At 61.8% G+C, this 14,668-nt stretch carries 11 protein-coding genes and 2 pseudogenes; 3 read left to right on the top strand and 10 right to left on the bottom strand.

What is annotated here, in order from left to right; genetic code table 11:
- Positions 1-238 precede the first annotated feature (238 nt).
- The 3 genes from PQQ86_RS24500 to PQQ86_RS24490 all read left to right on the top strand — a co-directional run bounded on the left by PQQ86_RS24500 (position 239) and on the right by PQQ86_RS24490 (position 2,939).
- On the top strand, positions 239-1,654 hold the full coding sequence (locus PQQ86_RS24500; protein ID WP_408272771.1) for a cache domain-containing protein: 1,416 nt from the start codon (positions 239-241) through the stop codon (positions 1,652-1,654).
- A complete protein-coding gene (locus tag PQQ86_RS24495) occupies positions 1,651-2,298 on the top strand; it encodes a response regulator (protein ID WP_171928246.1) in 648 nt (215 codons plus the stop codon). The genes PQQ86_RS24500 and PQQ86_RS24495 overlap by 4 nt, the downstream gene beginning before the upstream one ends.
- A 98-nt stretch (positions 2,299-2,396) precedes the next feature.
- Positions 2,397-2,939, top strand: coding sequence for a hypothetical protein (locus PQQ86_RS24490; protein ID WP_408272767.1), 543 nt, complete (start codon positions 2,397-2,399; stop codon positions 2,937-2,939).
- Between the two features lie 24 nt (positions 2,940-2,963).
- On the opposite strand, the gene PQQ86_RS24485 is transcribed toward PQQ86_RS24490, so the two are convergent.
- The 10 genes and pseudogenes from PQQ86_RS24485 to PQQ86_RS24440 all read right to left on the bottom strand — a co-directional run bounded on the left by PQQ86_RS24485 (position 2,964) and on the right by PQQ86_RS24440 (position 14,604).
- Entirely contained in the window at positions 2,964-4,202 is a 1,239-nt protein-coding gene (locus tag PQQ86_RS24485) for an HlyD family secretion protein (protein ID WP_408272764.1), read from the bottom strand.
- Positions 4,203-5,747 carry an efflux transporter outer membrane subunit gene (locus tag PQQ86_RS24480; protein WP_408272761.1) on the bottom strand — a complete coding sequence of 515 codons (1,545 nt, stop codon included), beginning with the start codon at positions 5,745-5,747 and terminating at the stop codon, positions 4,203-4,205.
- A gap of 134 nt (positions 5,748-5,881) precedes the next feature.
- A pseudogene (locus tag PQQ86_RS24475) lies at positions 5,882-6,778 on the bottom strand (glycosyltransferase family 2 protein); the annotation flags it as partial.
- Between the two features lie 10 nt (positions 6,779-6,788).
- On the bottom strand, positions 6,789-8,396 hold the full coding sequence (locus PQQ86_RS24470; RefSeq protein WP_408272755.1) for a DHA2 family efflux MFS transporter permease subunit: 1,608 nt from the start codon (positions 8,394-8,396) through the stop codon (positions 6,789-6,791).
- Positions 8,393-9,706: a glycosyltransferase gene (locus tag PQQ86_RS24465; protein WP_408272752.1), complete on the bottom strand. Its 1,314-nt coding sequence runs from the start codon at positions 9,704-9,706 to the stop codon at positions 8,393-8,395. Before PQQ86_RS24465 ends, PQQ86_RS24470 begins: the two co-directional genes overlap by 4 nt.
- Before the next feature lie 9 nt (positions 9,707-9,715).
- Positions 9,716-10,285 (bottom strand): methyltransferase family protein, encoded by a 570-nt coding sequence (locus tag PQQ86_RS24460; RefSeq protein WP_408272749.1) that lies wholly within the window; start codon positions 10,283-10,285, stop codon positions 9,716-9,718.
- Positions 10,286-10,425: 140 nt separating this feature from the next.
- A pseudogene (locus tag PQQ86_RS24455) lies at positions 10,426-11,262 on the bottom strand (alpha/beta fold hydrolase); the annotation flags it as partial.
- A gap of 489 nt (positions 11,263-11,751) precedes the next feature.
- The gene (gene cls / locus PQQ86_RS24450; RefSeq protein WP_408272746.1) at positions 11,752-13,014 is read right to left on the bottom strand and encodes a cardiolipin synthase; all 1,263 of its coding nucleotides are present in this window, start codon (positions 13,012-13,014) and stop codon (positions 11,752-11,754) included.
- A 284-nt stretch (positions 13,015-13,298) separates the two neighbouring features.
- Positions 13,299-13,784, bottom strand: a complete 486-nt coding sequence (locus PQQ86_RS24445) for a hypothetical protein (protein WP_408272744.1) — start codon at positions 13,782-13,784, stop codon at positions 13,299-13,301.
- Between the two features lie 22 nt (positions 13,785-13,806).
- Complete coding sequence (locus tag PQQ86_RS24440) at positions 13,807-14,604, bottom strand: H-NS family nucleoid-associated regulatory protein (RefSeq protein WP_408272741.1); 798 nt, start codon at positions 14,602-14,604, stop codon at positions 13,807-13,809.
- Between the last annotated feature and the right edge of the window lie 64 nt (positions 14,605-14,668).

The following is a 14,668-nucleotide window of genomic DNA, read 5'->3' as shown; positions in this document are numbered from 1 at the left end:
AGGTCTATTATTGAAACCGCGCGTCATGACTTGTGGCCGGACACGCGGAAAACCGGTTACCTGATATTAGACGGCAAAACCGGGTTCTGCTTTTGCACTGTGCGCCGCACCATCGCGCGCCGGAAGGCGCGGTGCGTCGTGGGGATGTAGTATTCGCCTTCGTGAGCGCTCTCACAAGCGCGCAACTACGTAAGCCGGCTACGTAATACTACGTAGCCCGTCGGCCGTCCTGTCTACGATGAAACTCAAAGTAAAGATTGTCCTGCTGGCGATCGTGCCCTTTCTGGCGGCCATCGCCAGCATTGAAACTGGCGTGCGCCAGGAAGCCACGGCGCTCGCCGAAACGCAGCACGCGACCACTCAGGCCGCGTACATGGCCAGCAAGGAAATCGAACTCAAGCACTACGTCGAGCTCGCGACCACGGCGGTCGCCCCGCTCTACAACGCCGACCAGGACAACGCGCGCGACGACGCAATGCGGCGTACCCGCGCGCTCGACATCCTTCAAAAAATGGATTTCGGCAAGGACGGCTACTTCTTCGTCTACGACATGCACGGCCGTTCGCTGATGCATCCGCGCGAACCCGACCTCGTCGGACGTGATCTCTGGGCGCTGCGCGATCCGCAAGGCACGCTGACGATCCAGCAGCTGCTCGCCGCGGCCTCGCGCGGCGGCGGCTATGTGCGCTACGTGTGGCATCGTCCGTCGACGGGCAAGCTCGCATCGAAACTGGGGTACGTGGTGCCGCTCGAACGTTGGGGCTGGATGATCGGCACCGGCATCTATCTCGACGACGTCGACGCCACGCTCGCGGACATCGATCAGCGCGCGGCGGCCAACATCGACCGCACGATGCAGTGGATCGATGCCATCGCACTCGCCGGGCTCGCCGTGATCGCGTTGTGTGCGCTGGTGCTCAACGTCACCGAATATCGCAGTGCCGATGCAAAACTGAAGCGGCTCGCGCAACAGGTGGTCGACTCGCAGGAACATGAACGGGCGCGCCTGTCGCGTGAGTTGCACGACGGCATTAGTCAGATGATGGTTTCCGTGAAGCTGCTGCTCGAATCAGCGTTGGCGCGCTTCGAACGCAGCGATGTACGCGTGCCTGCGGCGGAAGCCGCGCTATCGACCAGCGTGGCCCGCATCGGCGATACCTTGCGTGAAGTGCGCCGTATTTCCCACGCGCTGCGTCCGTCAATGCTCGATGACCTGGGTGTTGCAGCCGCGCTGGAGCAACTCACGCGCGAGTTGAGCGACGAATCCGGCATCGAGATCGGCTTCACGCAGATCGCCCACACTCACGCAGCGGCTTTGCCGGAAGCGGTGAACACGGTCCTGTTCCGTATCGCCCAGGAAGCGCTGACGAATATCGTGCGGCACGCACAGGCATCCAGCGCGGCGTTATCGCTGGAGATATCGAGAGACGCCGTCACGCTGACGATTGCGGACAACGGGCGCGGTTTCGACGTAGCGCACGCGCTTGTCAGTCCACGCGCGGGCGTGGGTCTGCGCAATATGCGCGAGCGGCTGGACGCACTGGGCGGCAAGCTCTCGCTCAGCTCGCAAGCCGGCCATACGATCGTGACCGCGCGCGTGCCGGTCGTTGCGTCCGCGCTTCAAACGTCGGCCTTGCAGGAAACCTCACTATGAACGACATGTCACTCGCCATCGCACGTCTGATTCTGATCGACGACCACCCGCTGGTACGCGACGGCTTGCGCGCGAGGCTCGAAGCCGTGCGTAACATCGAAATCGTCGGCGAAGCGGGTAATGCGCAGGAAGCACTTGCGCTCGCCGCCAGCCAGGAACCGCATCTGGTGCTGATGGATGTCGGCATGAACGGAATGAACGGCATCGCGCTAGCCGGCATGTTTCATGAGCGCTTCCCAGCAATACGCGTGCTGATGCTCTCCATGCACGACAACCTCGAGTACGTGACCCAGGCGGTGCGCGCGGGGGCCAGCGGTTATGTGCTCAAGGACTCGCCCGCCACCGAAATCATTCAGGCGATCGGCGCGGTGCTGGAAGGCAAGACGTTTTTCAGCGCTGGGCTGGGCGCGCGATTGATTCAGGCATCGGCGACACAATCGCCCATTGAAAGGCTCACGCCGCGCGAGCGCGATATTCTCGATGCGCTCGCGGAAGGTCTCTCGAGCAAGCAGATTGCTCAACGCAACGACCTCTCGGTGCGCACGGTGGAAACGCATCGGCTGAATCTGAAGCGCAAGCTCGATATCGAAGGCCAGGCTGAGTTGATCAAGTTCGCCGTTGAAAATCGTCGCAAGAGTCAATGAGGTTCCGAGCCGCCGCTGCATAATCTCGACTGGGTAGAGTCGAGAATCAAAACCATCGATCCGTCTGCCCCACGCTCAAAATCCCGGAGCCCAAGACGATGAAACGCCTGATCCAACAGCACCTGGCGAGTCTGCTGATCTGCATGGCCGCGATGCATGCCCAGGCGCAAGCGCAACGCGTCAATCGCGGCCACGATCCGTTCTTTCAGATATCCAAAGCAATCAGCGACTGCCCGGTTCCCTTAGGCCCACTCGAGACCGAACAGGAATGGCTCGACGATAGTCATTACCGGATCGAGCGCGGCAATAGCTGCTGGGTGGAAGGCCGTTGCCGTCTGTCGAACGCGTATCTCTACGACGCGGAGATTGCCGACGCCGTCCAGCGGCGTCTCACCAACATCAATTACGCCACGCACTGGCGCGAACAGTCGACGCTCTGGCTCACGCTGCAACGTCGTTTCATTTACGTACAAGGCTGCGTTGCATCAGGCTTCGACAAACAGTCATTCCTCGCGGAACTCGCGAAAACCGCGGACGTCGATCGCGTGGTCGACGACACCACAACCAACCCGCACGCGGCGTCGCTACCCTATAAAACGCTGGCAGATCCTGACAAGCCCGTGATCGATCCGGGCAACTAGCCACAGCAGCCGAGAGGCGCCAATCTAGTCGGTAGCGCCACCACGGTCACTATTGTCCCGAATGATTTGTGCGATCAACGCATCCGCGTCGCGCGAGACGTTATCGTGAACGCGCGTACTCTGCGTGGCCGCCGGCGTATCGCTGCCGATCAGATGACCGCTACGCACATGCGTATCCACCGACACCTGCATCGACAGGCCGAGGCGCAACGGATGCGCTGCAAGTTCGGCCGGGTCGAGCGAAATCACGATCGGCACGCGCTGTACGACCTTGATCCAGTTGCCGGCCGCATTCTGCGAGGGCAGCATTGAAAACGCGCTACCCGTACCGGCCGAAAAGCCCTCCACGTGCCCCCGATACACCACTTGCGAGCCGTACACATCCGATACGATGCGCACCGGCTGCCCCACGCGCATGCTGCGAATCTGGCCTTCCTTGAAATTCGCCTCGACCCACAGACGCTCGAGCGGAATGATCGACATGAGCGCGAGCCCCGGCCCGACCTGCTGGCCGATCTGCACTGAACGCTGTCCGACCGTGCCGTCGACGGGAGAAACGACGGTGGTGCGTTGCAAATTCCGGTAAGCGAGCCGCAATTGCGCCGCGGCTTGCAGAACCGGCGGGCTGGCCTCGACCGGGAATTTGCCGCCTAGCGCGCGGGCAGCATCGAGCTGGACTTGCGCCGAAGCGAGATTCGCCTGTGCGACGGTTACCGCTTCGCGAGCGCGCGCCAATTCTTCCGGCGACACGACTTCCACCGACGCATGATCGCGCGCCGCCAGTGCACGTTGCGCCAACGCGAGTTCGGCGCGGCGCGCGTCGATCGATTGAACGTAGAGCTTGCGCGAGATCCTCGCGTTTGCCACCTGTCGCACGGCGAGCGTCAGCTGCGCTTTGGCCTGCGCGAACGCGGCGGCCGCCTCGGCGTCGTCGAGTTTGACGAGCGGCTGGCCTGCGCGCACCTGCCGTGTGTTCTCCACCAGAATATCGGTGACCGTGCCGGGTATCTGCGCCGCGATCTGCACGATGTTGCCCGCCACGTAGGCGTCGTCGGTCTCTTCGAAGAAACGCGCGCTTAAGCCCCAATACGTCAGCCACGCCACACCGGCGAGCGCCACCACGCCGAAGAAAACGGCAAAACGGCGCCGGCGCGCCGCCCGTTTCGCATCATGCGCGTCGCCCGTTATGTCTGCCGCGTTTGCCGGGTTTGCCTGCTCCTCGGTCCAGCCCGCGGCATGTTGTGCCTGTTTATCGTTGTGCATTCAATCGAAGTGCGTATCCGTGATGCGTGCGTGGGAGGGAAAGGTGGTCTGATAGTGAGAAATCGGTGCGCCGGCCACCTTGCGCACGTCGAAGCCACCACCGAGCGCGCCGACGAGCGCAACCTGCAGCATTCTGCGGCGGCCCTGCAAATCCACCTGCTGCGCGCGTTCGTCGAGCAAGGACAGGTCGGCCAGCGTCACGTCCTTCTGCATGCCGATACCGCGGCGATGCCGCTCTTCAGCGATCGCGACGATATGCGAGGCCGCTTCTACCGCGCGCGTCTGCTCGGTCGCGAGCGTATCGACCGTGCGCAAGGAAGTCAGCTGACGCGCGACCTCGCCGAGCGCCTCGTCGACGGTCTTGTTGTAGAGACCGATCGCGGCGTCGACATTCGCGTAATCGCCGCCTAATTGCGCGTGCAAACGAGTCCGGTCGAAAATCGGCAAGGAGATCGCCGGCCCCACCGAGCCCGTTAACGCCGCGCGTGAGAAAAGCGCGCCGGGCGTCAGTGCTGTCAAGCCGGCAAAGGCCACCAGATTCACGTCTGGATAGAACTGGGCCCGCGTGGCGTCCGTGTTGGCGAGCGCTGCTTCGGCCCGCAAACGCGCCGCCACGATGTCGGGCCGGCGGCCCAGCAGGTCGACCGGCAATTGCGCAGGCATCGGCGCATCGGCAGCCGCGGCCAGTTGCGGACGATGCAGCGACAAACCCCGCTCCGCTCCGCGCCCCGTCAACACACCGATCTGCAACTCAGTCAGCTTGATGCGCTCGTCGTTGAGCGCCTGCTGTGAGGCGAGCCGGCTTCGCTTGAGTGTGGCGTCGGCCGAGTCGTACGCGTTATCGATGCCACGCGCGCCACGCTCGCGCAACACCGCATCGACCCTATCCGCGGCCTGCTGCTTCTGCAGCAGAATGTCCTGCATCGCAAAGGCGCGGTCGAGCTCGCAGTAGAGCGTCACGAGCGCGACCGTCAGCGTGAGCCGCGCCTGCTCGGCATCGATTCGTGCGGCGTCGCGCGTGGACAGCAGGCTGCCGGTTAGCGCGGCATTTTTGCCCCACAGGTCGAGTTGGTAGCTGAGGCCTGCGAACAACGCGGCCGGCGACACCACCGGATCGTTGAACAACTGCACCGGAATCTGCTGGCCGCCGACGGATACGTTAGCCACATCGTCCGGCTGCGGTAAGCGGGCCTTGCTCACGGTCGCGCCCGCCGTGCCGGTGAGGCCTGTCAGCGAGGCAAACTGTTCGAGTTGCGCCTGCGCGGCGCCCACTCTCGCCTTGGCGATCTGCAGGTCGGGACTGTTTTGCAAGGCTTCAGCGGTCAGCTCATCCAGTTGCGGATCGCGGTACCGCTTGACCCAATCAGGCGCGGGCCATGCGCCGTTCGCGCCTGGTCCAATGGTCTGCGAAAGTGCATCGGCGGACGGCTTGATCGGTTTGACGTTCGCTTGCAGACCCGCATCGCTCACGCAACCGCTCAGCGCTGCCGCAATCAGCAGCAGTGGCAGCAGCAACGGCAAGGTGCGTGGCGTAGAGAATTGCATAGACCGTCTCATGAGTGCCGGGTAAGAGGCATTGCACGTTCTCCCACTATCGGCGTACTCGTCTCGCCAGGCCTCGTCGAGTTAGCGGCATTAACCGCATTCGTGGTCCTCGCCACACTGGCCGCGAGTCGTGGACGCGTCCGCTCGAGCGGCCCCATTCGTCCGAAGAATCCATCGAATAGACCGAGCGCAATCGCATTGAGCTTCGCCAGCTTGCCCTTTTCTATCAGCACGATCTGCACGATTTGCCAGAGCGTCAGCACGTTCGGCACGATTGCGACCGGCAGGCGCATTCCATATTGCAGCGCCAGCTGCATCGCATTTCGCGCGCTGTAATAGCGGCGGAAACCGGGGTGATTCATCGTCGTCATTTCCAGAGAACCCAGTTTGTGACGGCGCCGCGAGCCGATCCGATGCAGCAGTACGAGTGACGGCACCACGTACACGGGCACATTACGCAGCAGCGCACGCAAGCAGTACTCGGTGTCGACATGGTCGATAAAAAGCGTTTCGTCGAAGCGGCCGAGCCGTGCGAACGCCTCGCGTGAAATCACACAGCCGGACGAAATCAGAAATGCGCAGCGCTGCATCGCGGCGTCGGCGTGTATCGACAGCCGCTCCACCGCCAAACCACTCGTCGCGAGTTCGGGCAGGAAGCGTTGATCGTTTTCATCGAAGATGCGCGGGCCCACTAAAAATGCCCGGCCATTCATCGACGTGCATCGGTCGCGCATCACAGCGAAGTAAGCGTCCGGCGCCTCGGAATCCTGGTCGAACAGCGCGACCGCATCCGCGCCTGCGTCGAACAGCGCGCCCAGGCCGCAATTGAAGGCGCCGGCAATGCCGTTGCGATTACCGTGATGCAGCAACGCAACGCCCGCCTCGCCCAGCATCATCGCGGCGCGCGCGTCCGGCAACGGCGAGTTGTCGACCACCAGCAAGCGGTCGCACGCCAAACGCATCGCCACCGCGCGCACGACTTGCTCTTCACTCGGATGAAACAGGATGATCAATGCGCCCAGGATCGTCATTCGAAGTCCCTCAGTGACCTAAAGCCATCGCCGCGCCGCGCTTCGGACGCGTGAGCCACATCATGGCGGCGAGCACGAGGCAGGTGATGCTTGCCATGTAGAACATATCGCCGGTCGCCATCATGTAGGCCTGTTGCTGCACGACGTGATGCAAGGTGGTGAGTTCGCGTGCGCCGTCGATGCCCATGCCGTGCAGACTCTGGACGAAGCGCTGCGTATTGCCGGACGATTTCGTCACGGACTGCGCAACGACGTCGTAGTGATACAGCGCGCGGTTATCCCATAGCGTGACACTCATCGCCGTGCCGAACGCCGCCGACAGCGTGCGCAAAAAATTCGACAGACTCGAGGCCGCGGCAAGCTTGTCGTCGGACACGCGCGAGAGCGTCGCCGCCGTCAACGGAATGAAGAAGCACGGCAAGCCGATGCCCTGAATCAGACCCGGCGTGATGATCTGCGTGAAGCTCATGGTCAGCGTGAAATGCGCATCCCACCACAGCACGACCGCGAACACGAGAAAGCCGAAAGTCGCAAGCACACGCGCGTCGAAACGGGCCGCGTAAATGCCGACCAGTATCGAGAACACCAGCGCGAGCACGCCAAGCGGCGCGGTGGCGAGTCCGGCCTGGTACGCGGTGTAGCCCATCACGGCCTGCAGCCAGAGCGGAAAGATCACGCCGACCACTGAGAAGCTCATCATGCCAAGCGAAATGATCAGCACGCAAAACGAAAACGTGCGATCCCGGAACAGGCTCAGATCGATCACCGGATGCCGTTCGCCCGCCTCCCAGATCAACAGCGACACGATCGCCAGGCCGGCGATGATCGCGAGCGTCAGGATCAACGGCGAATCGAACCAGCCTCGGTCGTGACCGAGATCCAGCACCGTCTGCAGCGAGCCCACGCCGACGACCAGCAAGATAATGCCAGGCAGATCGATCGGCACTGCCTTGCCAACGGGTGCATCGCGGCGCAGCAGCGTCATGCACACCGCGAACGAAAAAATGCCGATCGGCAGATTGATCAGGAAGATCCACGGCCAGGAAAAATTATCGATGATCCAGCCGCCGACCACCGGGCCGAAGATCGGCGCGAGCAGCACCGTCATCGCCCACAGCGCAAGTGCCACAACGCGCTTATCCGGCGGAAAGGTCCGCAGTAGGATGGTTTGGGAAAGTGGCACCATCGGCCCGGAGAAGAGCCCCTGCAATGCCCGGCATACCACCAGAAGATGAAAGTCGCCGGCCACGCCGCATAGCAGCGACGTCAACGTGAAAAGGATCACCGCGCCGAGGAACAGGCGCGTTTCGCCGACCCGCCGCGAGAGCCAGCCCGTCAAAGGTACGGCGATGGCGGCGGCCACGGAGTACGAGCTGATCACCCACGTGCCCTGGCTATTGGACACGCCGAGGCCGCCGGAAATCGCGGGTACCGCGACGTTGGTTACCGTCGAATCCAGAACTTCGATGAACGTGGCCAGCGACAGCGCGAACGTCAGCAAGGCGAGCCTCGCACCACGCATGCCGGGTACGCTGCGCTCGCCGGCAGGGCCAGGGCCGACGCCGTGTGCCTCGTCAGCCGAGGCGGCGTGCTTCGGCAATGGCGTGGCGGCGCTCATGCGCTATGCCCGCTGTCTGCGAATGCCGGCACAGAAATGCGGCCGCCGGTTTGCGGGCGCACGCCGGCGGGCATGAAACCTTCGATGTACCGTGCGGCCGTCTCGCAACCATCCGGCGACGGCGCAAGTCGATCCCGCACGCGTCCGCACTGCGTCGCAATCGACGGGCTGCCGAGCAAATGCTTCAACGCACGCGCAAGCGCCTGCGGCTCCAGTGGCTTATCGAGCCGAACGCCACAACCGCTCACGACGACACGCTGCGCGTTATCGAACTGATCGTGCGCGAACGGCGTCACTACTTGCGGAATGCCGGCAGCATACGCAAGCGCCGCCGTGCCGATGCCGCCGTGATGCACCAGCGCCCGGCAGCGCGGCAACAGCTTCTGTAGCGGCACGTAACGCCGCTTGAGCAGCGCGCCCTGTGCATCTGCTTTGACGGCTGGCGCATCCGGCGTCAAAAGAATCCCGCGCAGCCCGCTTTCCGCCAGCGCCGCGCTCACTGCCTCCGTATAACGCGCCTGATCGATCAAGGTCGAACCCGCGGTGAAAACCACCGGCCGCTCGCCCGCGGCGAGAAAGGCGTCGAGTTGCGGATCGGGCGCGTGCACGCCCGTGTCGTTGAACAGCGGAAAACCGCTGAGGCAACGCGGCGTCGGCCAATCCAGTTGAGCTTGCGCGAACCAGTCAGGAAAGAGACACAGCACACCGTCGGTCGAATGCAGCCACTTGCCGAAAATGCGGCGCGCCGGTGCGAGCGCAAGTTCCGCGCGCAACGCATTCAATGCGGGGCCGCAGATCTTGTCGAGCACCTGGCGCTCGATCAACCGCAGCAGCGCCGTTTTCACAGCCAGCGGCAAGCCACGCGGAATCGTCAGCCGTGGGTGTGTAGGCGGCGCATGCGCGGAGAGCAGCGTCGACGGCGAGACCTGCACCGACACGAACGGCACCCGATACAGCTCCTGCATCAACCGCGCGGAAAAAGCCCACAACGTGCCGACCAGCACAGTGTCGCTATCGGTCAACGCAGCCAGCGTGTCGAAATGCGGACGCAGCGTCGGCGCAATCACCGCCCACAGCGTGCGGAATGAGGTACGCGGATGCCATAGCGCCGGGTTCGCCATCGCCGCTTCATATTCGGCGGCGGTGCCGATCGGCACGAATGCAAAACCCTGGCGCGAGGCAACCTCCGCAAACGGCGGATGCGTGCAGAAGACGATCTCGTGACCGCGCGCAGCCAACGTTGCGCCGATCCCGAGCAAAGGATGCACGTCGCCCGCCGAGCCGATCGCGGTAATAATGACTTTCGCCATTCAGGTCGCTCAGAAGAGACCGGGAATCAGCGCCGCGACGTCGCGACGATACTGCGAATACGCACGGCCGAAGTGACCGGTCAGCCAGCTCTCCTCGACCCGGACCTTGTACGCCAGCGACGCGAAAATCAGCACTAGCCCAGCCACGCCACGCCATTGCGCGCCGATCAGCACAGCGCCGAGAAGCCCCAGCAGACAACCGGTATAGATCGGATGACGAACCAGTCCGTAAGGTCCGCTGCGCACCAGCTCATGGTCTTCCTTCAGCGTGACCGAGACGCTCCAGTTGGTGCCGAGATGCAACCGCGCCCACACGGAAAACGCAAGTCCAGCCAGTAGCACGGCGAGGCCGGCCAGCTGCAGCGGTCCGATCGCATGCGAATCGAAGGACAACGCCGCTGTGTTGAAGTCCGGCAGGACAATCAGCGCGCCTCCGCCGATCAACGGAATCGACTGCAACGTGCGCGAGAGAGACGCCTCCTTGCGCGCGGTTTCTTTGACGCGGTTCGACGTCGCGATCCAATACAGCAGCCACAGCGTCCACGGTACGACGATAGCGATGCTCTGAGCGATATTCACGGTAGTTCGACCTGTTGGAACGAGTGATCGGCGGAAGCTTGCAACGCGACATTCGCGACGTTCGCGATGGCGGGTTGTTGCACCGGCATGATGGGCGTGCGGGCGGCGAACGTGTCGAAACAATCGAGCCCACCGCCTGGCGCCTGCACCCGCGCGGCGCCGAAGTAATCGAAAATGGCGGTCCGAACCTGGCGCAGTGCAGCCCGCCCTTCGAGATCGAGGAAATGCCCGGCCTGGTCGATCGTGAGAAACTCGGCGCGCTTCAGATGTGCGCTAAGCGAGCGGGCGTCCTCAGGCGTGGTGTAGTCGTCGAGCTCGCCGTTGAGGAATTTCAGGCCGCACTCGATGTTGCGGAACTCGTGCAGATAGTCCTCTGGACGGATGGCCAGAATCTGGTCGACGTGAAAGGCCACCTGGTCCTGCTCATCGCGCGGCAGCGTAGAGAGGTAGCGGTAGTTATAGAGCTTCATGATGCGCGGCAGATGCTGGCCAACGGTATCGTTGAGCAGCTGCGCGGCCTTCAGATTTTCGCCGGCGGCGATATGGTCGCGTGCCGCGGTCACGTACGCGGTCATCGCTGCGTTGAGCCGCGGCGAGAACGACGCAATCACCGCGCGCCTCACGCTGGTGCGCGCCCGCGAGAGCGCCAGCAGCGACGCCACCCCGCCCCACGACACCGACAACAGGAAGCTCGGCTCGAATAAGCCTATTAGATGCAGCAGAATGTCGACTTCATCGTCTTTTGTCAGAACGAAGTCGCACACGTTATGCGTTTTCGATTGACCCGCATAAGGTAAATCGAAACAAATTGGGTTATAGCGTTCGCCGAGGTATTTGATTGTCTGTCCGAACGACGCCGTGGTGGCCAGCGCGCCGTTGATCAGAATGACACTCTCGAAGGCCGGATCGAATACGTGACGTTCAACGTAGACTTTCAGGCCCGCCGGTAGCGGAACAAGGAGTTTTTCGATGGGCATGGCGTATTCGCATGCACTTGCGCAACGCAAATGCGTACCGATACCGCGCCCGCGCTCGCGGACGCCTTGCGGCCGTACTACCGGGGATCAGGCCCATGCGATTTGCCTTTACGTACCATTACGTACCTTTACGCCGGCAAATCCGATCCGCGACGACCGCTGCTGCACCGAAAACATGTACCACTCGACGTGATACCTGCCGGCTCTTCGCGACGCGCGCCTGAACTCAGGTGCGCTTCAATCGAGCGTTCGATGCCTCGTAATATATTTATATGTAATTTCGAATGCGTTGCTTCAATCTCTGCGGCACGCCATTCGTTGCTGCCACTCTGCCCTCACTGCGTGAAGACTTCATGTCAATATACGATGACGGAAAGCTTTTTAACATGTTTCAAAAATAAAAGCTAAAAAAAGTCATTGAGCATATGTTCGAAATGGGCGGAAAAATGTTATTGAAAGGAAACTGCGGCGCGTTGCGCAGTCATTGCATCACAGTTGCGTATCCAGCAGCGACGCGAACTTCTCGATCAGCTTCTCCGGGAATGGCCGTCGCAGCCACGCGTCGAACGTGACCTGGTGCGACTGCCTGATGTCGTCTGCGAAGGTTGCGGTTTGCTGCTTCGCGAAGTCGCGGTCGTAGATATTCAGGTTCGCTTCGTCGTTCAGTTTGAACGAGCGGCTATCGAAATTGGTGGAGCCGACCGAGACCAGGTACTCGTCCACCACCAGCAACTTGCAATGAAACATGGTCGGCTGATACTCGAACATCTCGACACCCGCTCGCAGCAAGTCGCCCCAACAGGCACGCGACGCTTCACGCACGGTATGGGTGTCGATACGTTTTCCGGGCGTGATGATCTGTACTTTCACACCGCGCTTCGCTGCCTCGACGATCGCATTGATCGTCAGCTTGTCCGGTACAAAGTAGGCACTCGCCAGATGAATGGAGCGAGTCGCCGCGGTGATCGCCATCAGATACATCAACTGCATATCGTCGCTGCCGCCTGAAGGCGAGCTGCTGAACATATGCGCGAGGCCGTCACCGACACCTTCGACTTCTGGAAAATAGTCAGGCCCATGCAGCACATTGCCGGTCGCTTTAACCCAGTTGTCCATGAACACGGCCTGCATGTGGCCAACCACCGGGCCAGCCACACGAAAATGGGTGTCGCGCCAATGCTTTTCGTCTTGTGCGTGGCCGGTCCACTCCGGCGCAATGCCCACGCCGCCGGTAAAGCCGATATGCCCGTCGATCACCAGCAGCTTGCGGTGAGTGCGATCGTTCATCCTCCCGAGACCGGTCCAGTGCGGCTTGTGATACTGGATCACTTCCGCGCCCGCATCGCGCAGCATGTTCAGATAACGCTTGTCCATTTTCGACGAGCCCACCCAATCGAGCAATACATGCACGGCGACGCCTTCGCGTGCTTTGTCCGCCAGTGCGCGGGCGATCTGCTCGCCTATCTCGCCGGACCAGTAGATGAAGGTTTCAAACGTGATGGTCTTACTAGCCGAACGGATACCTTCGAGCATCGACGGAAAAATATGCTCGCCGTTCAGCAACATCTCGAAGCGGTTTCCGGACACTACGGGTGGCCCGAGCAGCAGGCCCATCGAACGAAGGAACTGCGGGTCGTCACTCGCATAAAGCCGTTCGATCTTGTGTTCGATCTTCTTTTCGCCACTCGACAGATTGGCAATCGCCAATACGATGACGAGCGTGACAAAGACGGTAATTGGAATCATCAGCATGCGTGGCCTCGATGCTAATCGGCAGGACGCACCGGCTGGGCACCCTGCGGTTTGTAGTTTGCCATTTGATGGGCACGCCGGGACCTTCAGCCCGGGCTCTTACTACCTGGGCAGGACGCATTGCGCGTGCCCGTTGTCAGGACCGCGTTTTGCTACGCAGCGTGCCGATTGACTGAGGAGGGAAGCATCGAAGAGCCCGAAACGCTGTGCAAGGCGCAGCATTCAGGCGTTGGGACCGACTGGAAAGAGGCTACGTCACCCAGCGGGAATAACCGCCAGGAAGTTTAACGCACCAGCGAGAAAGCTTCCCGGCAGGCGATCTCACCCGCGCCATACACGCCGACCACCGTATAGTCGGACGCCACGCATTCGAACGTCGCGTCCTGAAACGTGATGACGAAATGGCGTTGTACGGGACCGGGCGACGTGACGGCCGAAATCTCAGCGGCCAGCGACGAATTCATAACTTCGTGAACCGAGTGCCCACTGAGACCTTGTGACGCAAGTGGATGGATCTCGAGATCGACATCGCCAGGCGGCCCGAGCCGATGAAACACGACCTCGGGAAATAGCACCGTGCAAAATGGATCGTCGTCGGAATCGAATGGTCCGAACCGTTCGAAGTCGGATTCAGCTATCGGATAAGCCAGAATCACCCGGCGGTCGCTGGCGACAATGAATGGTTCGGCGGCGTCGGCTGCCGGATGAGGAACGGAGTCCAGCAGGACGACATGGTCCTCCTGCTGGGGTACTTCAAGCATGCTAGTCATCTACTTCGCGACTCCGTTGCGCTCACGCGCCGGCTTGCACTGTCGAGGTTTGCGGCGCTGCGGCAGCGCTCGTCGCGCCGGCTTTGCCTCTACCACCTGCCTTGCGGCCCGGCGCTTTCCTGGCCGTTGCGGTTTTCTTCACAGCAATCTTTTTTAGCGCGGCTTTCTTCGCCGTGGGCTTGGCCGCGCTTTTCTTAGCCGCAGCTTTTTTAGTCGCCGCAGTACCTTTCTTCGCCACTGCCTTTTTTGCCGTCACGACTTTTTTGGCAGCGACATTGCTGGTAGCCGCAGCGCCATCGATCAGGAATTTGGTGCGATCCTTGACCGTGGCGAGCCATGCCGGCGCCGGGCCGCGTCCGCTCCAGGTCGCACCGGTTTTCGGGTTGAGGTACTTGGGCGGCTGTGCGCCTTTAGGCTGACCTTTACTTTTGCCTTTGGCGTGAGTGACCGCTGCCTTTGCCGCGGACTTCAGTTCGCTTGCGCCTTCAATCAGGAATTGAGTCCGGTCTTTCACGGCGGCAATCCAGGCCGGTGCACGCCCGTGACCCGTCCATGTCGCGCCGGTTTTATGGTCGCGGTACTTCGGCAGCGACTTACCTGCGCCGGCGGCTTTTGCTTTGCCACCTGCAGCATGACCATTCAAGGCGCGCGCGGCGCGTCTCGCCTTTGCCTTTGCTTCGATATCTGCGGTAGTGAGGCCGTGCTTGAGCATCAGGTCGCGAATCTGGTCGACCGCAACTTGTGCTTTCCTGGCAATAAGGACGTCAGCTTGCGCCTGGAGCTTCTTAAGCTTCGCCTGGATTTGCTCTAACGTGGGCATTTGATTGCTCCTTATGTGGTAATCGATCGCACTATGCCATGAATAGCGCGAGAAAGGCAGATCT

It is taken from the genome of Paraburkholderia sediminicola, assembly GCF_046026675.1.
Lineage (GTDB): Bacteria > Pseudomonadota > Gammaproteobacteria > Burkholderiales > Burkholderiaceae > Paraburkholderia > Paraburkholderia sediminicola_F.
The sequence above is the reverse complement of the archived record's forward strand: the minus strand, read 5'-3'. Positions and strand labels throughout refer to the sequence as shown.

Bases quoted from the DNA above. Each gene is read 5' to 3' on its own strand.
- PQQ86_RS24500 (WP_408272771.1), top strand. From the start codon at position 239: ATGAAACTCAAAGTAAAGATTGTCCTGCTGGCGATCGTGCCCTTTCTG.
- PQQ86_RS24495 (WP_171928246.1), top strand. From the start codon at position 1,651: ATGAACGACATGTCACTCGCCATCGCACGTCTGATTCTGATCGACGAC.
- PQQ86_RS24490 (WP_408272767.1), top strand. From the start codon at position 2,397: ATGAAACGCCTGATCCAACAGCACCTGGCGAGTCTGCTGATCTGCATG.
- PQQ86_RS24485 (WP_408272764.1), bottom strand. From the start codon at position 4,202: ATGCACAACGATAAACAGGCACAACATGCCGCGGGCTGGACCGAGGAG.
- PQQ86_RS24480 (WP_408272761.1), bottom strand. From the start codon at position 5,747: ATGCAATTCTCTACGCCACGCACCTTGCCGTTGCTGCTGCCACTGCTG.
- PQQ86_RS24470 (WP_408272755.1), bottom strand. From the start codon at position 8,396: ATGAGCGCCGCCACGCCATTGCCGAAGCACGCCGCCTCGGCTGACGAG.
- PQQ86_RS24465 (WP_408272752.1), bottom strand. From the start codon at position 9,706: ATGGCGAAAGTCATTATTACCGCGATCGGCTCGGCGGGCGACGTGCAT.
- cls (WP_408272746.1), bottom strand. From the start codon at position 13,014: ATGCTGATGATTCCAATTACCGTCTTTGTCACGCTCGTCATCGTATTG.
- PQQ86_RS24445 (WP_408272744.1), bottom strand. From the start codon at position 13,784: ATGACTAGCATGCTTGAAGTACCCCAGCAGGAGGACCATGTCGTCCTG.
- PQQ86_RS24440 (WP_408272741.1), bottom strand. From the start codon at position 14,604: ATGCCCACGTTAGAGCAAATCCAGGCGAAGCTTAAGAAGCTCCAGGCG.